At 45.6% G+C, this 22,016-nt stretch carries 14 protein-coding genes; 7 read left to right on the forward strand and 7 right to left on the reverse strand.

Features of this window, described 5'->3' with window-relative positions; genetic code table 11:
- The first annotated feature begins 345 nt into the window (after positions 1 to 345).
- The 4 genes from speF to pdxY all read left to right on the forward strand — a co-directional run bounded on the left by speF (position 346) and on the right by pdxY (position 5,205).
- Complete coding sequence (gene speF / locus R8N47_RS06935) at positions 346 to 2,526, forward strand: ornithine decarboxylase SpeF (protein ID WP_064354971.1); 2,181 nt, start codon at positions 346 to 348, stop codon at positions 2,524 to 2,526.
- A gap of 61 nt (positions 2,527 to 2,587) precedes the next feature.
- Complete coding sequence (potE, locus tag R8N47_RS06940) at positions 2,588 to 3,898, forward strand: putrescine-ornithine antiporter (protein WP_064354970.1); 1,311 nt, start codon at positions 2,588 to 2,590, stop codon at positions 3,896 to 3,898.
- Between the two features lie 147 nt (positions 3,899 to 4,045).
- The gene (locus R8N47_RS06945; protein ID WP_017634469.1) at positions 4,046 to 4,234 is read left to right on the forward strand and encodes an AbrB/MazE/SpoVT family DNA-binding domain-containing protein; all 189 of its coding nucleotides are present in this window, start codon (positions 4,046 to 4,048) and stop codon (positions 4,232 to 4,234) included.
- A gap of 101 nt (positions 4,235 to 4,335) precedes the next feature.
- Positions 4,336 to 5,205 carry a pyridoxal kinase PdxY gene (pdxY, locus tag R8N47_RS06950; RefSeq protein WP_017820119.1) on the forward strand — a complete coding sequence of 290 codons (870 nt, stop codon included), beginning with the start codon at positions 4,336 to 4,338 and terminating at the stop codon, positions 5,203 to 5,205.
- Positions 5,206 to 5,270: 65 nt separating this feature from the next.
- Here pdxY and sstT read toward each other — a convergent pair whose 3' ends face one another.
- From sstT to malT, 7 genes are all read right to left on the reverse strand, one after another.
- On the reverse strand, positions 5,271 to 6,488 hold the full coding sequence (gene sstT, locus R8N47_RS06955) for a serine/threonine transporter SstT (RefSeq protein ID WP_005374821.1): 1,218 nt from the start codon (positions 6,486 to 6,488) through the stop codon (positions 5,271 to 5,273).
- 356 nt (positions 6,489 to 6,844) lie between these two features.
- Positions 6,845 to 7,921: a ribosome small subunit-dependent GTPase A gene (rsgA, locus tag R8N47_RS06960; protein ID WP_054574875.1), complete on the reverse strand. Its 1,077-nt coding sequence runs from the start codon at positions 7,919 to 7,921 to the stop codon at positions 6,845 to 6,847.
- Between the two features lie 275 nt (positions 7,922 to 8,196).
- Complete coding sequence (locus tag R8N47_RS06965) at positions 8,197 to 8,505, reverse strand: PTS transporter subunit EIIB (protein ID WP_005384641.1); 309 nt, start codon at positions 8,503 to 8,505, stop codon at positions 8,197 to 8,199.
- Complete coding sequence (locus R8N47_RS06970; protein ID WP_005384635.1) at positions 8,495 to 9,109, reverse strand: SCO family protein; 615 nt, start codon at positions 9,107 to 9,109, stop codon at positions 8,495 to 8,497. The genes R8N47_RS06965 and R8N47_RS06970 overlap by 11 nt, the downstream gene beginning before the upstream one ends.
- Before the next feature lie 9 nt (positions 9,110 to 9,118).
- On the reverse strand, positions 9,119 to 9,544 hold the full coding sequence (locus R8N47_RS06975; protein WP_025768641.1) for a hypothetical protein: 426 nt from the start codon (positions 9,542 to 9,544) through the stop codon (positions 9,119 to 9,121).
- 243 nt (positions 9,545 to 9,787) lie between these two features.
- Complete coding sequence (locus R8N47_RS06980; protein WP_031778872.1) at positions 9,788 to 10,705, reverse strand: DUF368 domain-containing protein; 918 nt, start codon at positions 10,703 to 10,705, stop codon at positions 9,788 to 9,790.
- Between the two features lie 578 nt (positions 10,706 to 11,283).
- Entirely contained in the window at positions 11,284 to 13,992 is a 2,709-nt protein-coding gene (malT, locus tag R8N47_RS06985; protein ID WP_005374834.1) for an HTH-type transcriptional regulator MalT, read from the reverse strand.
- Positions 13,993 to 14,726: 734 nt separating this feature from the next.
- On the opposite strand from malT, the gene R8N47_RS06990 reads away from it, so the two are divergent.
- From R8N47_RS06990 to glgB, 3 genes are all read left to right on the forward strand, one after another.
- Entirely contained in the window at positions 14,727 to 17,180 is a 2,454-nt protein-coding gene (locus tag R8N47_RS06990) for a glycogen/starch/alpha-glucan phosphorylase (RefSeq protein ID WP_005374836.1), read from the forward strand.
- 117 nt (positions 17,181 to 17,297) lie between these two features.
- Positions 17,298 to 19,478, forward strand: a complete 2,181-nt coding sequence (gene malQ, locus R8N47_RS06995) for a 4-alpha-glucanotransferase (protein ID WP_005374838.1) — start codon at positions 17,298 to 17,300, stop codon at positions 19,476 to 19,478.
- 283 nt (positions 19,479 to 19,761) lie between these two features.
- A complete protein-coding gene (glgB, locus tag R8N47_RS07000) occupies positions 19,762 to 21,954 on the forward strand; it encodes a 1,4-alpha-glucan branching protein GlgB (RefSeq protein ID WP_392391983.1) in 2,193 nt (730 codons plus the stop codon).
- Positions 21,955 to 22,016 lie beyond the last annotated feature (62 nt).

Genomic DNA, 22,016 nt, shown 5'->3' on the forward strand with positions numbered 1-22,016 from the left:
GTGTTTAAATTTAGTTAAAATTAAAATATTTATCATTCCTAATAATATAGTCCTGGTAATTATATAGTGATGGACATCTCAAAAAATTATTTTCTTGATATTTTATTTCTAACAATAATGGTTGTGGTCACACAATTTTTAATTATTTTTCCTTTTAATTCTGGTTTCAATATCATTGGACTATCAATTGGAAAGTGATAAAGATCGCGAAATTTTATTTCGAGAAAATAAGAGTTTTAATTATGAACGAATAATCACGAAATTTGTTTTTTGAATTTTAAATATTAATTTCACTTGTAATATCTGTGCTTGTAGTCTTTACAGAACAAATAAGAGATATTTCAAATGAAACGTTTAATTATCGGTGTTAGTAATTACATGCCAGAAGACTTCAGTTTATTATCTGAATCTTTGGATGAGCAATTTAACCGAACTTTAAAACCACTTGAGCACGTCGAATTAACTGACGTTGGCGCTGCAATTATTACTTCTGCAGATATTAAGGCTGGTCTACACAAAATTATTTCTGAAACGGGTTATGGCATTCCGGTTTTCTTCGTCACAGATGAAAACCCAGTTTCAGCAGAAGATTACGTATGGTTAACCGGCGTTATCGATTTGGAAAGACAGTCAATTGAGTACTACTGTCGTCAAATCAACGAAGCAGTAACCAAGTACGAATGTCGTCTGCTTCCTCCTTTCTTCAAGCAATTAACGCACTATGTTGAGATGGGTAACTCAGCGTTTGACTGTCCGGGACACCAAGGTGGTCAGTTCTTCAAAAAACACCCAGCTGGTAAACAGTTCTACGATTTCTTCGGTGAAAACCTGTTCCGTAGTGACTTGTGTAATGCGGACGTGGATTTAGGTGACTTGCTGATCCACGAAGGTTCTGCACATCAAGCGCAGGCGCACGCTGCAAAAGTATTTAACGCGGACAAAACTTACTTCGTACTTAACGGCACTTCTGCTTCAAACAAAGTAGTGTGTAACGCGCTGGTAACTGAAGGTGATTTGGTACTGTTCGACCGTAACAACCACAAATCGAACCACCACGGTGCGTTAATCCAAGCGGGTGGTATGCCAGTTTACTTAGAAACGGCGCGTAACCCTTGGGGCTTTATCGGTGGTATGGATGAACACTGTTTCGATGAAGAATACATTCGTGCTCAAATCGCGAAAGTGGACCCAGAACGTGCACGCGATGAACGTCCTTTCCGTCTTGCTATTATCCAACTTGGTACTTATGACGGTACTATCTACAACGCTCGCTACGTAATGGATAAGATAGGTCACCTTTGTGACTACATCCTGTTTGACTCTGCATGGGTTGGTTACGAGCAGTTCATCCCGATGATGAAAGACTGTTCACCACTGCTGCTGGATTTGAAACCAGAAGACGCAGGTGTGATCGTGACTCAGTCTGTTCACAAACAACAAGCTGGCTTCTCTCAAACATCGCAAATCCACAAAAAAGACCGCCATATCAAAGGTCAAGCTCGTTACTGTAACCACAAACGCTTTAACAACGCGTTTATGATGCACGCATCGACTTCACCATTCTACGCACTGTTCTCTGCGCTTGATGTGAACGCGAAGATCCACGACGGCGAAGCAGGTCTGCGTTTATGGCGCGATGCGGTTAAGACAGGTATCGAAGCGCGTAAAGAAATCCTTAAGAGTTGTGAATTGATTCGTCCGTTCATTCCAGATGAAGTCGAAGGCCAACCTTGGGGCAGCTACGACACTGACGTGATAGCAACGAACAAGAAATTCTTCATGTTTGAGCCAAACGCAAGCTGGCACAAATTCGAGGGGTACGGTGAAGGTCAATACTTCGTTGACCCATGTAAATTGCTACTAACCACAGCAGGTATTGCTGAAGATGGCAGCTACGCAGACTTTGGTATTCCTGCAACGCTTTTAGCGAATTTCCTTCGTGAAAATGGCATCATCCCTGAAAAGTGCGACTTGAACTCTATCTTGTTCCTACTCACTCCTGCGGAAGATATGGGTAAGATCCGTCACCTTGTGGCTCAAATAAACCGATTCGAAAAATTCATCCGTGATGATGCCCCTTTAAGTATCGTACTTCCAAGCGTCTACGAAGCGAATAAAGAACGCTACCGTGGCTACACCATCCGTCAGCTATGTCAGGAAATGCATGACATGTACAAAGAGCTGAACGTGAAACAGTTACAAAAAGCGATGTTCCGCAGCGAGTACTTCCCACAAATGGTTCACAAACCTGACGTGGCAACACGCAAATACTTCCGTGGTGAATGCGATTACCTACCACTTAAAGAGGCCGTTGGTCGCGTAGCCGCTGAGGGTGCACTTCCTTACCCTCCAGGCATCATCTGTGTGATCACTGGTGAAATCTGGACCCCACATGTGGTGGATTACTTCCTATCTCTAGAAGAAGGCATCAACCGCTTCCCAGGCTTCGCGCCAGAAATTCAAGGTGTGTACCTTGAAGATGTTAACGGTCGCACTACCGCACATTGTTATGTCCTAAAAGATTAATCTACCCGTTCGCACCACGCTCCGGCGTCGGTGCGAACCGCTTATTCGTGGAGAATAATTTATGAGTACTGAAACTAAAAAAATGTCGGTGGTGCAGTTAACCATTCTGACGTTCATCAATATGGCTGGCTCCGGTATTATCATGCTGCCAAGTAAACTGGCGCAAGTGGGTACCATTTCAGTGTTTTCTTGGCTGATCACGGCTGCGGGCTCTTTGGCGTTGGCTTATGTGTTTGCAAAATGTGGTCGCTTTAGTAAACGAGACGGCGGTATGAACGGTTACGCGTCTTACGCATTCGGTAAATCGGGTGCGTTTATGGCGGGCTGGACTTACGGTTTGTCGCTCCTTATTGCGAATATTGCGATCGCGATTACCTGTGTGGGTTACGGCTCCGCATTCTTTGAAGTGACCCTATCTCCGGTCGAAACCTGTTTGTACACCATCGCCATTCTTTGGATTTGTACTTTCGCTAACTTCGGTGGTGCGAAAATCACAGGTCAAATCGGTACCTTCACGGTATGGGGTGTGATCCTACCGGTATGTTCGCTAGGTATTGTTGGTTGGTTCTGGTTTAACCCAACCATGTACATCGAAGCTTGGAACCCACACCACCTACCATTTGGTGAAGCTGTGAGTGCTTCTATTGCCATGACACTATGGGCGTTTCTTGGTCTTGAATCGGCCTGTGCGAACTCAGAAGCGGTAGAAAACCCAGAGAAGAATGTACCAATCGCAGTATTGGGCGGTACGTTGATTGCTGCTGTGGTTTACATTGTATCGACAAACATCTGTTCTGGTATCGTTGCAAACTCTGAGCTTGCCGCTTCTACCGCACCATTCTCAACCGTATGGTCTGTGATGCTTGGCTCAGCAGCAGGTAAAGCGGTTGCTGGTATGGCGGTATTGGCTTGTGCGGGCTCTCTATTGGGTTGGCAATTCACTATCGCGTCAGTGTTCAAATCGTCTTCTGATGCGGGCTTCTTCCCTAAATTGTTCTCTCAAGTGGACAAACGCGGCACACCGATCAAAGGTATGATCGCGATTACTATCATCCAATCAGTATTGTCTCTAATGACGATTTCTCCAACGCTGAACGAGCAGTTCGAAGCATTGGTTAACCTAGCGGTAGTAACAAACGTTATTCCTTACATTTTATGTATGGGCGCAATATTTATTATGCAGCAAGTGGCACACGTGCCAGAGCGCGAGATGAAAACCACCAACGTTATCGCTCTGATTGGCTCTCTGTACAGCTTCTATGCGCTTTACGGCTCCGGCTACGAAGCGATGATGTGGGGCTCTATCGTAACCTTCCTAGGCTGGAGTGCTTACGGTCTGATTGCTGCGAAGCATGAGCCTTTAGCAAATTAAAAAATAATACAGAAAGAGCCTTCCCAAACGCGGTGTGGAAGGCTCTTTGTTTTTAGGCATTTACGCCAAATCCAAGTCAGCTTAATGTATTTGAGGCTAGACATCCAATGACGTGAAAACTCATTTTCGACATTTGGAGGACGAAAGATGATAAGTCAACCTGTTAAAATCGGTGACGACACCGCCGTAGTCATTCCAAGCGTAATCCTAGCTCAGCTCGGGATAAGGGAAGGAGATACCCTAGAAATCGCACTGAATAAAGACAAAATGGAAATTAAGAAGATGGTGTTGAAAACCAGCGCGCCAACTTACTCTGAAGATATTGAGGAGAATTGAGTTAGAGAATCTTGGTTTGTCGGATACACTACTGGTTTCGCAAAACTGGCGCTTGCCGCTGTCTTTGAACTATCGATAACTACAATAAGAGGTAAGGTACTATGCAAGGTATCCTCTCTATACAATCTCATGTTTCTTTTGGTCATGCTGGTAACAGCAGTGCCGTTTTCCCAATGCAACGCATGGGTTTCGAAGTATGGCCGATTCATACCGTTCAATTTTCTAACCACACGCAGTATCAAGAAGGCTGGACTGGGCGAGCGTTTGCGGCTGAAGACATCAGCGAGTTAGTTCGTGGACTTGGTAACATCGGCGCGCTGGAAAAGTGCCAAGCGGTATTGACGGGCTACCAAGGTAGTGCAGAGCAGTGCCTTGCTGTTGAAGATACCGTGACGAAAGTGAAACAAGCAAACCCGAACGCACTTTACGTTTGCGACCCTGTGATGGGCGCGCCAGACAAAGGCTGCATTGTGGCTCCGGGCATTGCTGAAAATCTTCTAACGCGTTTGATGCCAATGGCGGACGTGATCGTTCCGAACCAATTCGAGCTAAGTCAATTTGCTGAGATGGAAATCCACTCACTAGACGATGCGATCACCGCATGCCAACGTGCGCTAGAGAAAGGTCCAAAGGTGGTGCTAGTTAAGCACCTTTACTGCCTAGAAAATGGCAGCTTCAACATGCTATTGGCTACGCAAGAAGGTATTTACCTTGCGAAGCGTCCTCAATTTGAGTTTGCTAAACAACCTGTTGGCGTGGGCGATCTTATTTCAGCTATCTTTACCGCGGGACTCTTAAAAGGCTGGTCTCCTAAGCAAGCTTTCCAACATTGTCATGACGCATGCTACGGGGTGTTAAGTGCAACGTACCATGCAGGCGAATGGGAGCTGCAAACTATTGCGGCGCAGCAAGAGTTTGTTGAGCCAAGCAAAAACTTCCCGATTGAAGAAGTGGCTCTGGTCACCGCATAATTGAGCGCAATTAAACAAAAAAGGGGAGCCATCATCGGCTCCCCTTTCTATTTGTTCTGTCAGTCTTACTGAGCTTTTTGCTGCTCTGATTTACAAACTGCTGCCGTAAAGACAACGTCTGTTGAGCTGTTTAGCGCAGTTTCAGCAGAGTCTTGAATCACACCGATAATGAAGCCAACCGCTACAACCTGCATGGCTACGTCGTTTGAGATACCAAACAGACCACACGCAAGTGGGATAAGTAGTAGAGAGCCACCTGCAACACCTGATGCGCCGCATGCAGAAACCGCAGCTACAATACTTAGAAGTAGCGCAGTCAGTAGATCAACTTCGATACCCATAGTGTGCACAGCTGCAAGCGTTAGTGTTGTGATAGTGATTGCAGCACCAGCCATGTTGATGGTCGCACCTAGAGGGATAGATACTGAGTATGTATCCTCGTCCAGTTTTAGTTTCTCACATAGTGCCATGTTTACTGGAATATTCGCCGCACTTGAACGAGTGAAGAACGCAGTTACACCACTTTCACGTAGACAACGGAATACAAGTGGGTAAGGGTTTTGTTTGGTTTTAACGAACACGATCGCTGGGTTTACAACGAGTGCGATGATCATCATTGCGCCAAGAAGAACCGCCAGAAGGTGTGCGTAGCTTGCTAGTGCGCTAAAGCCCGTTGTCGCAAACGTTGAAGCAACCAAGCCAAAGATACCAAATGGTGCAAGACGAATGATAAAGCGCACAATGTGAGACACGCTGTGGCTTAGGTCTTCAAATACGGCCTTCGTTGTTGCCGATGCGTGGTGTAGTGCAAGACCCAGACCCACACCCCAAGCAAGAATGCCGATGTAGTTTGCTTCTACTAGTGCATTTACTGGGTTGTCGACCAGTTTAAACAACAATGTGCGTAGAATTTCAGCAATACCTTGAGGAGGCGTTGCACCTTCAGCGCCGGTGACAAGCGTTAAATTGGTCGGGAAAAGGAAGCTTAGAACCACTGCTGATAGCGCCGCGAAGAATGTACCCATCAGGTACAGTACAACGATTGGGCGCATGTAAGTGTGTTGGTTTTTCTTTTGGTTTGCAATTGAAGCGGCAACCAAAATAAACACAAGAATTGGCGCGATCGCTTTAAGCGCACCGACAAAAAGGCTACCAATTAATCCCGCGCTTTCGGCATGGCTTGGAGAAATTGTCGCGAGCAAAATACCAAAGACGATACCGACAAGGATCTGGACGACGAGGTTACCACGAGCATATCGGGCAACGAGGCTGTTGTGTTGCATACATCATTCCTGCAATTTTATGCCAGAGTGGCAGGGCAATAGTCCATCATTACACGGCGATAATGCCCTTGTATTGCAAGGGGTGAGCATTGCTTCTGGTCACTAAGACACATGATTATCAATTATCCTGTTTTTATAAATTCAGCCATTTTCTTGCTGAATATCACATATCTTAGCTTGGTAATATTTTGTGTCTAGTTTTAGTTTGTTTTTGGATTAAATGTTTGCTCAATGTTATTTAAATAAGATTTTTATGTTGAAAATTATCATTAGTTATGAGTAATGGTTTTTAATAAAGTTGTTAAAAAGGAGACTTTCGTCTCCTTTGATTTTATTGACAACTCAAACGCAACAAATTAATAACTTTGTTGGCGCCTGCGCTTATCACTCATGGCATTTCGAGTGAGTTTCCCGAACTGTCGACTTTGAGCTCGTTGCTCTGCCAAAGTCGCACCGTTAAAGGCTTGTTCTCGCAATAGTTTTTGATAGTTATTGAAACGACGAACTTCCAGTTTGCCATTTTCAATCGCAGTTTGAATTGCGCAACCCGGCTCAGTTTGATGCTGGCAATCACCAAAGCGACAACGCTGAGCGAGAGCCTCAATATCAGAAAATGCCTCACTGACCCCCGATTCACAATCTGCTAGTTGAAGCTCGCGCATTCCCGGAGTATCAATCAAGATGCCGCCATCAGGTAATAGATGGATAGAGCGCGATGTAGTTGTATGTCGCCCTTTGCTATCGTCTTCACGAATATGCCCAGTTGCCTGTTCTTGTTGCCCGAGTAATGCATTAACAAGAGTTGATTTGCCAACGCCTGAAGAACCGATAAAAGCGAGGGTTTGTCCTTCTTTGCACCAGGTCATGAGTTTAGAAGCACTCTCTATTTCTAAGCCGTTGACTGTCTCTATCGCTAATAGAGGGTCGAGCTTCTGTACTTGGCTTTTTAGTTCATCAGTATTGTCACACAAATCGGCTTTGGAAAGCACGATGACGGGTTCGACTTCGGCTTCATGAGCCAAGGCAAGATAACGTTCAATACGACTTAAATTGAAGTCGTCGTTAAGGGAACAGACGATAAACACTGTATCCACATTGGCTGCGATGAGTTGCTCTGCCACTTTGCTGCCAGCGGCTTTGCGGCTAAAGAGGCTCAAGCGATCCAGTAGGCGAACAAATTGCTGATCTTCATTTAAGATTACCCAGTCTCCGACGGTCATATTGGGTAAAGAATGGTGGGCATTAAGATGAACTTGCCCAGTTTCTGTTGCCAATAAATAACCACTTCGGTGATGCGCAATTACACGAGCAAAGATAGTGTTGTCGTAATCGTCTAATGTCAGTTGTTGCTGAAAAAATGGTTTCCAACCCAATTGTTTTAGAGGGTTTGAAGTTGAAACTAATGTGTCACAAAAAGTATGTGTTTGATTCATTATTGAATTATCCCAGACGCAACAAAGCGCCTTAATACAAATCGCATTAGGGTCTAATTCGGATAGAGTTGACCCCGGTGAAGACCGGGCAGAGAAGGGGAGTTGTGGCTATGCCACAGAGTTGGTGCTGTTAGGGTTACCCTTGCGATGCCCAGTTAGTGTTATTCAATACAATCATCTTGTGTCCTCTTCGTTGGTTAATAAATAAGTGAGTTAATTAAGCCAAAAGAGTATAGCCGCCCTTTTTTAAAGAGGGTAGCTATACTGCAAAAATATTAACTTTGTTTTGTGATGCGCTCTTCCATAATCTGCGAATACGTGTTGGCTTTTAAGCCGTATATGATTTGGACATGACGATCATCCAATATCACGACGCCATGCGCGCCATGATTCTTGAGTGCGTTCTTATCGATGACGGACGTCGCTCTGAGGGTAAGACGCAGCCGAGTCGCACATGCACCAGTTTCTAGCAGGTTCTCTATGCCCCCAATGGCGTCAATGATCGTATCGACGTCTTGTTCGACATTGGGGTTGGTATGAGTTAGGAAATTGAAAAATTGCTTCAGCACTGACTTAACCGTCATTTGAAGAGTCTTCGGTCGTTAGTTTTGAAATGGCTTCAACAATCGGTGCCGGTGAGAGCGTATGCGGTACTTTAGTGATTAACGTGCCATCCGGCTTCAAGAAGTAAAAGTAAGAGCTATGATCCAGCGTGTATTTTAGTTCTGAGCCTTCCAATTCTGTCTTGCGGAAAATGACACCATAGTTGTGTGCCAAAGGTGTCGTTACATCAAGTGGTGCCGATAGGCCTTCAATCATTGGATGGAAGTAATGGGCATATTTTGCTGATGCATCGGCCTCATCACGCTCTGGGTCTAAAGAAATGAACATCGGGCGTAGTTGTGCTTTTTGCGCGTCGTCAATTTGATTCAGTGCTCCTGCCAGCATTGCAAGAGAAGTTGGGCAAACGTCTGGGCAGCGAGTAAAGCCAAAATAGACGACTCGGATGCGAGGGTCATTCACATCGAAGATATTGACGGCTTGGTTATTTTCCCCAAACAATACCGTTTGTTGAGAGGTGGAACTGTCCACTTGCTCTGGCTTCGTTTTCTGATTATCTAAATAGCTCTTTACGCCAAACCCGAGTGCGAAAGCAGCTACGAGAAATAGGGACCAATTGTGGCTCATAACGATTCCTTATCTTTGCATTTTTATAGCAGGGTAAACGGTATTCTCTCCATCACTGAGTTCACCAACCCAAGTCATTGCATCCTCCGTGCAAACCGGGAGAATGATGTCACCTTGATATTGGCCAGGAGCGATTTGCTTCAGCAAAAACTTAGGCTCACCCATCTCCATTTCTCTTCCTGAAAGACTTAGGATGAGTTGCTTAGCATCGCTTGTATGCCACTCAACATTTAGAGTGGTAGGAACCAAGGGTTGAGCAGTTTCTGAGTTTAGCGTCATCGTAACATTTTCTTGGACGCAAGAGGTTGTAGAGAGAAAGCAGTATTCATCTATTGACTTGCTTTGAGTGGAAGAAGAAAAGCTTTTTATTAGAGTCGGGGCATAAAATCCCGCAACTAATGCGGCTGAAACAGCGGCGATTTGTAACAGTTTCATTAAGGTTCAGCATTTATCACTTAACATTACGAGCATCGTAGCACAGATGCGCCGCTCGCCAACTCGTGACCTCGGTAAATTGTGCGTTATACCTCGGTGACCAGCTTCCTTATAACGCGACGGACTTTATTGCATCAAATACAGCAGAGTTTTCAATTGAGATGTTTTGCCCTTAGCCAATAAATAAAAACGGAGCCAATTGGCTCCGTTTTTATTTGGTTCAGTATGTGTTTGATACCAAAGTTATTTATCTGAGTCTGCGAATTTCTCTAGACCTAAAACCAGAGCAATGGCTGCAAGCATCATCACGACAGCAAGTACTAACTGAGAAGGTTGTGATGTCACGTGTTCAAATTCAAATGGTGATAGGTTGTGCTGTAGCAATGGCACTTGTTCGCCCTTCGAATTGGTGCGCCAAGTGATGGTTTCTTTCCATGGCCAAATCTTTGGCAACGTACCAATCATTAATCCAGTCAAAAACATCAGGGTGAAATCACGGAACTTGCGTAGTAACCACGACAATAAGTGAGAGAAGGACAGTAAACCGATCACGCAGCCAGACAAAAATAGCGCTAATGTATCGACTTGAAAACCTTTCACTGCGGCTAATACAGGAGCATACATGCCAATCAGCAGCAAAATAAAACTGCCAGAGATACCCGGCAAGATCATTGCACAAATCGCGATAGCTCCAGCGAATAAGGTGTTAATGGCCGTTGGTTCCATGTGTAAAGGTTTGAGCACAGTAATACTATAAGCAAACCCGACACCAACGAGCAGAATGACAAAGCGGACAAGATCGCGTTGCTCAACCTGACGAATAATGTGATACACAGAGACCAAAATCAGACCAAAGAAAAATGACCAAAGTGGGATCGGGTGTGTGTCAAGAAGCCAAGTAATCAACTTTGCTAGCGTTGCAATACTGGTGAAAATGCCGGCAAACAGAGCGATAAGGAAGAATCCGTTGATGTGATTAAACGCGGCTTTAACCCCTTCTTTTCGCCAGATAGAGAAAAGTGAGGGGTTAATGCGTCGAATGCTTTCAAGCAGCGTATCGTAAATACCAGTGATAAACGCGATGGTGCCGCCAGATACACCAGGTACAACATCTGCTGCACCCATGGCGATTCCCTTGAAGAAAGTAATTAAGTAGTTCATTGCTCTAATGCTAAGTCGTTTCGATGGCAGAGAGTATACAAACATTGCGATGAAAAAAGTATGAAATAGTGCTGTAACTACTTGGTCTTATATCCAATCTATTGCCTATCTTTATTACCCGTCAAGAGACAATGCCGCCGTAACGAGCTTTTAATGCTTGGTTTACATTTTTGAGATGATTAACTCTACTATCAATTATCAATCTTGGTTGCATTATGCAATTGCAATTTGCATTATAAAATTGCGTTTTGATAATTTGCGCGTGAATAAATCCAGCTTATATGAGATCTTGTGCCCAAAAATAAGCCTTTGCATTTTGGCATGATTAATGCATAATACTGCTCGACCCTTCTTAAGCCGAGGGTCACCTAGCCAACTGACGTTGTTAGTGAATACAATTTGTTCACACTAAATATAAGCCAATCGCGATTATTGCGGTTGGCTATTTTTTTATATGAACAACGTTACTTACGTGCTTTGCAAATTGCACTTCTCTTTCTGTCAGTCATAAAAAAGGGCTGACGTGTTACGTCAACCCTTGTGTTTTACTTTACGTTTTAACCCGTTTATCTAGCAGTTCAGTATCCCATTAACTGTAGCAAATTTTCAGCTGTCACAATGGCTTCTTTACGATTAGCAATATTAAGCTTTTGGTACAGGTTGCGAATGTGGGTTTTAATTGTCGTACCTGCCACATCCAGCTCTTGTGCGATTTGCTCGTTACTAAAGCCTGAATAAATCAGCCCCAGAACCTGCCATTCGCGTTGTGTTAATGGGCTAGTACGTACTAGCTCTGGCACATTAGGGTGATTCACCAACTTTTCAATAAAGTCTTCATCAAAGTGAATCGACCGGCTACGTTGATTCGATGAAATGTCCTTCATTAACTGTTGAGCACGGTGACGCTCAAGATCGCCCAGTTCATGGCGGAGGCTCAACTTCTCCAGCAGACCGCCAATGGTTGCACCATCAATCAGGAAGTTTCCGACCATGCCAGTTTGGTTCGTCATTACTAATGCTTCTTTTAACAGAGCCTTGGCTTGCTCCTCATCTTTTTGGCGAGCAGAAAGGACTGCTTCAACCACTAAGTTGCGATTAGTATCTGTGATTAGGTTAGTGCGACGAGCTTCACCTTGGAGAAAATCTAACGCAGCACGAGCGTCGGTATATTGGCCTAAGTTAATGTGGGCGCGAGCAATGTTACGCCATTGCAATTGAGAAAAGTGGTTGCATGCCGATTCAGGACGAACCGCAGTGTTGAGCCATTCTTGCATTGCATCGGTATTCCCGCGCGCTTGCCAAAATAGAATCAAAGATAGTGAAGCGTTTGCAGTCCAATCTACGTGATAAGTCGACTGTTTCATCAAGTGCTGTATATGCTCAATGAATTTACCGGCTTTGTCTAATTCACCGCGTCCAATCGCAATACGCGCCAACATCGAATAGCTATGTAAGTGCTTGCTTGGTGAATGGTTTTCGAGAATTTGCAGACCTTTGTACGCGCATTCTTCCGCTTCATCAAGTCGGTTCCAGCACCAAAGTACTTGCGCGCGAATACGCAGCAAAAATTCATGAAGAGGAACATGCTGAAGCTGCTGATCTTCAATCAGACGAAATGCGGAATCTTGTAGTTCAAAGGCAGCTTGCACGTAACCTTGTGCAATCAAAATCTCGCTTTGCTGCAATATTGCCCATAACGCTTGGTGATATACCTGATACTGACGAGCTAGCTTTTCAGTTTGTTGCATCATCGGCAAAGCACGGTCTAGTTTACCTAGCACGTGGTTAACTTCACCAACAACCGAAGTCGCCACAATTCGGCTACGGTAAATAGTGTTATCAAGTTGGCTAAGCGCTAGCTCCGCTAATTCGAGAGCTTTTTCTGGTTGGTTACTGTTGATAGCCACTTGAGCAAGCAACGCGTTTGCTTGACCTTGATAATGAATATCTAACGCAATGTTACGCTTTTTGTGTTCCTCTTCCGCTTCTTCAAGCAGGTGGCCCACTTGGTTATAACGATGCTGACTTTGAGCCAACCATGCTCGGAGCATCGTAAGTTTTGGGTGGCTGAACAACAGATCATCGTCCAACTTGTTAATTGAGCTTTCCAGTGTGCTGAGTTCGCCTTGGTTAAACATCTTCCAGCCGAATTCGTTTAGGATCTCTACCACTAAGTCCTTATCATTTGATTTTTGTGCATGATGAATCGCTTGGTGCGGTGCTTTTTGTTGTAACCAAGCGATAGCAGCATTGCGGTGGAGATCTTTTTCTTGCTGAGGAATACGAGCTTGGCGCTCATGAGATAAAAACTCGCCAAATAAGTTATGGAACCGGAACCAGTTCTGTTCCCCTTCGAGCGGGTAAATGAATAAGCCGTAACGGTTAAGCGATTCAATCATTCCCAGTGCGTCTTCGCGTTGGGTAAGGGCAAACACTAACTCATCATTGAAGTGGTCAAGCACGGATACTTGCATTAAAAAGTGACGAGTTTCGTGATCGAGTAAGTCAAACACTTCTTCGACCAAGTAATCCCACAAGTGCGCGTGATTGAACTGCGATACCGACTCTACAGTTTGTGCCAATGTGCGGTTTTGATGTTGGGCTTGTAATGCGATCAACTGCATCGCCGATGGCCAACCTTCAACATAGGTTCTTAGGCTGTTCGCCATGTCTTCATCAATACCATCGGCGATACGCTGGTTAAAGAAGCGAGTGGTTTCTTCGGTATCAAACGCCAACATCTCGTTGCCGATTTCGATCATTAAATCACGAACACGTAAGTTTGCAGTGCCCAGAGGCGGCGCTGCACGACTGGTTACCACAACGGTGAGGTTGTCTGGCATGTGCTTTAAGAAGAAACGCATGGATTCATGGATTTCATCATTCGTGATTAAATGGTAGTCATCAAGCACCACGTAGCACTCTTGATGAAAGTCAGCCATTTCAGCGAATACTTCGCTAAATAGGGAGCGTAAAGACGAGATCTGACGTTTTTCCGCCAGTTTTTGTGCGTTAGCGCAACTGAAGTTAGTGGCTTTGTTTAATGCTTGAAGCAGATAGTTTACAAAGCGAAAGCCGTCGTTATCGCTGTCATCAATGCTGTACCAACCGACGTTTGGCTTATCGGATAGCCACTGCGCTGCCATTGTTGTTTTTCCGTAACCTGCTGGGGATCGGAATAAAACCAATTTGTAGTAAGGCGCTTGCTGTAGTAAGTCCAACACTCGTGGGCGCACGATGGCATTGTGCAGGCGTCCTGGTCGAGTAAGCTTAGATGGAATCCACATTAGTAGTTATGTCCTTATTTGTGTATACCCAAATGACTGCAACGTGATCATTCTAGTAAAGCCCCCTTGAAAGCCGTCTTACTGAATGATGTCATCAGCATCAAAAACACTGTTTGAATGCCAGATAATGTCGCTACTGTTGGGGCTTGCGTCCGTCTGAAAAACCATTCCATACGGTCACTTAGATATAAAAGCTAGCGAAAACTAGAAATAACTCACATCGCCTAATTCTAGTTTGTATAAAAAGCGTACAATCCTGTGAGCTGAGTGGGATGTTACGACATCAGAAATGTTCGTTACTTTGATCCACTTCCTAATTCTCAAGGGTTGATGGATTTACCATCAACTACGCCCTTTATTTGTGATTGTCGTCACTTAAATATCGTTTGTTTCGTTAGCGTTAAGATCGCGTTGCACATAGATTACGAAAAGTTCTTCTACGCTGACCGAGTTAATGTGACCGATATTACAATTTTCACATCATCAGATGAGTGGACTATAAAAAGCGTCATGAACGGGTTTTAACCTTTCTCACATTCCATTGTGATCAAAATCACTAAGAACTGGTGCAAAGTTCACTTTGTTGAGATTTGGATCACTAACCTAGCAATGGTACCCCCTCTACGCCCTCAGCCCTCCTCCTTCAAAGGATGAGAATTAGGAGGATGTTTATTCACAGAGGTAAATGCACGATGTATGGCAGATGAATTACCAAAAGACGTGAGAATTTCGTAATGAAACCTACTCAACAAAAACAATTTGACAAGAAGTCGTTCCAAGAAAGCGTAAAGAAACACCTATCTGTAACTTACGCTCATACGATTGAAAACGCAGACAGCCGCGCATGGTACCTAGCAATGGGGCATGCTCTGGCTGAATTTACTACTCTAGATTTGCTTGCGACAGAAGAAGATCCACGCATTAAAAGTGCGAAGAGCGTTAACTACCTTTCGCTAGAATTCCTTATCGGTCGTTTGACTGGTAACAACCTAATCAGCATGGGTCTGTACGAACAAGTAACAGAAGCAATGGCTGAACTAGGTTACAACCTAACTGATCTGCTAGAAGAAGAGCGCGACCCATCATTGGGTAATGGTGGCCTTGGTCGTCTGGCTGCGTGTTTCATGGATTCATGTGCGGCACAAGAATTCCCAACTGTCGGCTATGGTTTACATTACGAATACGGTCTATTTAAACAGTCATTCAAAGATGGTCGTCAGCAAGAAGCACCTGACGCATGGCGCGGTGTAGAAGGCTACCCTTGGGAAATTGCGCGTCCAGAACTTGCGCAAGAGATCGGTTTCTACGGTCACGTTGAAGTGATTAACGAGAACGGTAAAGAAGTTCGCAAATGGGTACCAGGCATGACAGTAAGAGCAATGCCTTGGGATCTTCCAATTGTGGGTTACGAATCAGACACGGTTTACCCGCTACGTCTTTGGGAATGTCAGGCGATTGCACCATTCTCACTAGCAAGCTTTAACAATGGTGATTACTTCGAAGCTCAGCACGCACTGATCGACGCAGGTAACATCACTAAAGTGCTTTACCCGAACGACAACCACGAGAAAGGTAAAACACTGCGTCTAATGCAGCAGTACTTCCACTCAGCAGCGTCTGTACGTGACATCCTACGTCGCCACGAAGCTGCGGGCTACTCGCTAGCGGATCTACCTAAGCAAGAGACTATCCAGCTTAACGATACGCACCCAACGATTGCGATTCCTGAACTAATGCGCATCCTGATGGATGAAAAAGGTTTAGCTTGGGAAGCTGCTTGGGAAATCAGCTCTAAGACATTTGCGTACACCAACCACACGCTACTTCCAGAAGCACTAGAGACATGGCCAGAGTCGCTAATCCAGCACCTGCTACCACGTCACATGGAGATCATTTACGAGATCAACCACCGCTTCCTACAAGACGTACGTGCAATGTGGCCGGGTGATGTCGCGAAGCAACAGAAGCTTTCTATCATCGAAGAAGGTTTCCACCGCATGGTTCGCATGGCAAACCTATGTGTAATCGGCTCTTACGCAGTAAACGGTGTAGCAGCACTTCACTCTGAATTGGTTAAGAAAGACCTATTCCCAGAGTTCCACGAAATGTACCCGACACGTCTACACAACGTAACGAACGGTATTACGCCACGTCGCTGGTTGAAGTTCTGTAACCCAGGTCTGTCTCAGCTTATCACTGAGAAAGTCGGCCCAGAATGGCCAGCGAAACTAGAGCAACTTGAAGGTATTGCGAAGTACGCTACTGACGCGACATTCCAAAAAGAATTCATGGCAGTGAAGAAAGAGAACAAAGAACGCCTAGCAACTTGGGTGAAAGAGAACATGGGTATCGAGCTCGATACTAATGCAATCTTCGATGTTCAAATCAAGCGTCTGCACGAGTACAAACGTCAGCATCTAGACTTGCTACACGTACTGTCTCTGTACCACCGTATTCTTAATGAACCAGGTTTTGAGTGTACGCCACGCGTTGTGTTCTTCGCAGCAAAAGCAGCACCGGGTTACCACCTAGCGAAAGAAATCATCTTCGCAATTAACAAGATTGCAGACAAGGTGAACAACGATCCTCGCATCGGTAACAAGCTGAAAGTGGTATTCATCCCTGACTACCGCGTGAGCATGGCTGAAATCATTATCCCTGCGGCTGACGTTTCTCAACAAATCTCGCTAGCGGGTAAAGAAGCATCAGGTACAGGTAACATGAAGATGGCGCTAAACGGTGCGCTAACTATCGGTACAATGGATGGTGCAAACGTTGAGATTCGTGAGGAAGTAGGCGATGAGAACATCTATATCTTCGGTCTAGATGTTGAAGGTGTGAAAGCGCTGAAAGCTCAAGGTTACAACCCATTTGATTACTACAATGCGGATCACTTACTCAAAGCGTCAATGGACTTGCTATTGGGTGAAGAGTTCACACCAGGCCAACCAGGCTTACTGCGTGCCACATACGACAGCCTGCTAGACGGTGGTGACCCATACTTATGTCTCGCGGATTTCGCCTCTTACGTGAAAGCACACGAAGACATGAGCGAACAATATAAAGATCAAGCTGGCTGGGCGAAGAAGGCCATTCTTAATACCGCCCTTGTTGGCAAGTTCACGTCAGACCGCTCAATCCGCGACTACGTGAACAATATCTGGAAACTTGAAGCGGTGAAACGCTAATAGAACCTAGTTAAGACCAAGGTAGCCAAGCGCTACCTTTGGTCATTTTCCAAAAGAAGTTATTGATAACAATAAAACCCTACATGGAAGGTGTTGGTATTACCTTCGGAGAAAGCGATGAAAGAACAAACAGCATTAAAGAAAGTCGCGGAAATGGCGAGATTGGCTGATAGCTATGTCAGTGCTTGGGGAGATGAGGCGAAAGTGTCTGAGGAGACGCTACGCCGCTTGCTCGCTTCGCTTGGCTACGATACTAGCAGTGATGAAAAACTACTGGCTTCTGCTGAAAAGAAACATAAAAAAGACGTACTAGCCCCTGTTCTTGTTTTACGCGACGGCGAACCAGTCGAAGTGGAACTAAACCTAGGTACGAGTGCTCGTGAGAGTGAATTCAGCTGGCGTTTAGAAACAGAACAAGGAGAGGTACTTGAAGGCTATCTTCAGTCCCAAATTGTTCGTGATGAGCGTGCTGAGGGTGGCCCTCTAGTGTTTGCATTGCCAAAGAACTTGGCTTGGGGTTATCACAAACTGATCATCAGTCGTAAGCGTCGTAAAACACCTTACGAGATGTCATTGATCATTACGCCGAAAGCGTGTTTCAAACAAGACGATCTAAACCAACACAAAAAGCTATGGGGTCCTAGTATCCAGCTTTACACACTGCGTACTCAGCATAACTGGGGCATCGGTGATTTTGGTGACCTAAAACAACTGGTGAGTGATATTGCCTCTCGTGGCGGTGACTTCATTGGCTTGAACCCGATTCACTCGCTGTTCCCTGCGAATCCAGAAGGGGCAAGCCCATACAGCCCGTCTTCTCGTCGCTGGCTGAACATCATGTACATCGACGTAAGCTCTGTACCTGAGTTCGCGCTTAGTGCAGAAGCACAACAGCGAGTGGGTAGCGCAGAGTTCCAACAACGTCTACAAAAAGCGCGAGACTCTCATTGGGTGAATTACACCGAAGTTTCGCAACTAAAAATGAGCGTTCTTCCGCTGCTATTCAGTGAGTTTAAAGCTCGCCATTTAGACAAGAACACCGATCGCGCTCGTGCCTTCTTGGACTTTGTTGAAAAAGGCGGCGACAGCTTGCTACATCAAGCTGCATTCGATGCACTTCATGCTGATTTACATGCAGAAGATGCAAACATGTGGGGCTGGCCAGTATTCCCTGAGAAATACCGCACATTCGACGCAGCTGGTACTCAGAAGTACATTAAGGACAACCAAGATCGTGTTCACTTGTACATGTACCTGCAATGGATCGCAGACGATCAAATCAAAGAAGCGCAAGCGCTAGCCGAAGAAAAAGGCATGGCTGTGGGTTTGTACCGTGACCTTGCGGTTGGTGTTGCAGATTCAGGCAGCGAAACATGGGCTGACGAAGGCGCGCTAGTATTGGATGCAAGCATCGGTGCGCCACCAGATGTACTTGGTCCACTAGGCCAAAACTGGGGTCTGCCTCCGCTTAACCCTCAGGTTTTAGAAGCGACTGGCTACGACGCTTACATCAAATTGCTACGTGCTAACATGAAGCATTGTGGTGCATTGCGTATCGACCACGTACTTGGCCTGCTTCGCCTTTGGTGGATTCCAAAAGGCGAGAAAGCGACAGAAGGCGCATACCTGTACTACCCAGTTGAAGACATGCTAGCAATCCTAGCGTTGGAATCTCACCGTCATCAGTGTTCTGTAATCGGTGAAGACTTGGGTACTGTACCTGATGAAATCGTTGATATCCTTCGTGATGCGGGTGTGCATTCGTACAAAGTCTTCTTCTTCGAAACATCAAAAGACGACGGCGGTTTTATTTCTCCGAAGCACTACGCTGAGCAGTCTATGGCTGCGCTGTGTACGCACGATATGCCAACACTACGCGGTTTCTGGCACTGTGATGACTTGAAGATGGGGCGTGAGATTGGTCTGTACCCTGATGAGCAGCAGTTGGAAGGCCTATTCGCTGACCGCTTGAAGTGCAAACAAGGCATTCTAGACAGTGTTCGCTGGCATGGCTATCTGCCAGAAGGCATTGGTCATGATGCTCAGTACGTGCCAATGGATTCATACCTAAGCGAAGCGCTGCAACTGCACGTAGCCGCGGGTGACTCTGCACTGCTTAGCGTTCAGCTTGAAGACTGGCTAGAAATGGATCAACCTGTCAATATTCCTGGTACGGTGGATGAGTATCCAAACTGGCGTCGTAAATTGTCGATGAACCTAGATGAAATCTTCAGCCGTGAAGATGTGAATCGTATTTCTAAACGCCTTACTGAAGTTCGCGCACAGGCGAGTAAGTAAGATGCCTAGAGTGGCGTAGATGGACGAGCTGATTACCAATTTTGTTAGCTCAGAGGTACGAAAGTTCCGTCTAGGTCACTCATTCCTAAAACACAATCCGTTAGGATGAAGTACCGTTATTATGCCCGCGACAATAGCGGGCATTTTTGTATTTTGACGCCGTTTACGCAACGAACGTGAGAAGCGGAGTCTTTTTGTGAGTTCACAACGTTGGCTGTGGAGAAACCGATGTTTGATTCAGATCTCTGGTCTTGAAAAGGATGTTGGCTCTAGGGAGAAAGATTTGAAAACCACCAAAACCAAGAAAATAAAGAAACAACACGAACGCGCATACGAACTGCTTGCTGAGGCGGCTTACTCAGATCCATTTGCGGCGCTGGGTCCATTCATTGACGACGAAGCTTCGCTGAGAGTTTGGATGCCGGGCGCAAACAAGGTTGAACTGCTTGTTAATGGTGAACCTCGCGTGGCGCTTGAGCGTGATGGCGACAGCGGTTTCATCTTAAAAGAACAACGCGATTTACACCTGACCCACTACCGTTTAGCGGTCGATTGGAATGGTGTTGAACAAATTATTGATGACCCGTACCAGTACCACAATATCTACCAAGAGTACGAGCATCTGCATACGCCAAAAGACATGTATCACTACATGGGCGCGCACTTTGTCACGCTAGAGCGTGGCGGTGAAAACATCTCTGGTGTGCGTTTCCTTGTTTATGCACCACATGCATCTGCTGTTAGCCTTGTGGGTTGCTTCAACCAATGGGATGGCCGTCGTCATCCAATGCAACGCTTAGACTACGGTATCTGGGGCCTATTCATTCCTGGTTTGGAAGAGGGGGTACAATACAAATTTGAGCTCAAAGGGCCAAATGGGGAAGGGTTGCCACACAAACAAGACCCTTGGGGTTTCTACTCTGAGCAATACCCATCGTTCGCATCCATTACCTACGATCACAAGCGTTACCAATGGCAAGATGCGAAATGGCAAAACCGTGCAGTGACACAAAAGCGTGATGAAGCGTTATCGTTTTACGAGCTACATGCTGGATCATGGAAGCGCGACGAGAACGGTGATTTCCTGAACTACCGCGAACTCGCGGAGCAGTTGGTGCCATACCTTGTGGATATGGGCTACACCCACGTTGAGCTGATGCCTGTGTCTGAGCATCCATTCTATGGTTCATGGGGCTATCAACCTGTTGGCTTGTTTGCACCAACTAGCCGTTTTGGCTCACCTGATGATTTCAAATTCTTCGTGGATGCGTGTCACCAAGCTGGTATCGGTGTAGTGCTGGATTGGGTTCCTGCGCATTTCCCATCGGATGATCATGGTTTAGCTAACTTTGATGGTACGCCTCTGTTCCATGATCCAGATCCTCGTCGCGGTTGGCACCAAGATTGGAACTCCTACATTTACGATTTAGGCCGTGAACATGTACGTCGCTTCCTTGTCTCGAATGCGCTGTACTGGTTTGAACAATTCCATATTGATGGCATTCGTGTCGATGCTGTTGCGTCGATGCTCTATCTCGATTATTCACGTAGCCACGATCAGTGGGTCCCGAACGTTGATGGTGGCAACGAAAACTACGACGCAATCGCAACCTTAAAATGGATGAACGAAGAAGTGTACAAGTACTTCCCGAATGCGATGACGATTGCGGAAGAGTCAACGGCGTTTCCGGGTGTGTCTGCGCCAACCTTTATGGGTGGTTTAGGCTTTGGCTTCAAGTGGAATATGGGGTGGATGCACGACAGTCTTTCATACATCAAAGAAGATCCTGTTCACCGCAAATACCACCACAATACCATCACATTTCCGCTAGTTTATGCGCACAGCGAGAACTACGTCTTGTCTCTCTCTCACGACGAGGTGGTGTACGGCAAAGGCTCTATTCACAACAAGATGCCGGGCGATGAATGGCAGCAAACCGCAAACCTAAGAGCATACTACGGTTATATGTATGGTCAACCGGGCAAAAAGCTGAACTTCATGGGCGCGGAAATCGGTCAAACGGCGGAGTGGAACCACGATGATCAGTTGCAATGGTTCTTGCTAGAATACGAGCGTCATCAAGGCGTTCAAAAGCTGATGCGAGATTTGAACCACTTGTACCGAAATGAAGCGGCGATGCACGATCAAGATTGTGTTCCTGCTGGTTTTGAGTGGCGTCTACAAGACGAAGCGGATGCGAGCATCCTAGCGCACGAGCGTATTAGTAAAGAAGGTGAGCGTATTCTGATCATCACCAACTTTACGCCCGTACCACACAAGCGCTTTCGTTTAGGCGTTCCAAATGCAGGTCAATACGAACTGCTACTGAATACAGACGACAGCAAATACGGCGGCAGCGATTTTAAAGTGCTGACCAGTGTGAAAACGGAAAAAGTTGAAAGTGAATCACTGCCTCAATCACTTGAGCTTCGTTTGCCTCCACTTTCAACCGTGTTCTACAAGCTGCACAAATAATTTAGTCTAATCAAATTCTAAGCCCGTTTTACATTGTAAATCGGGCTTTTTTTGACCAAGTT

This window comes from Vibrio sp. 2132-1, from assembly GCF_033344315.1.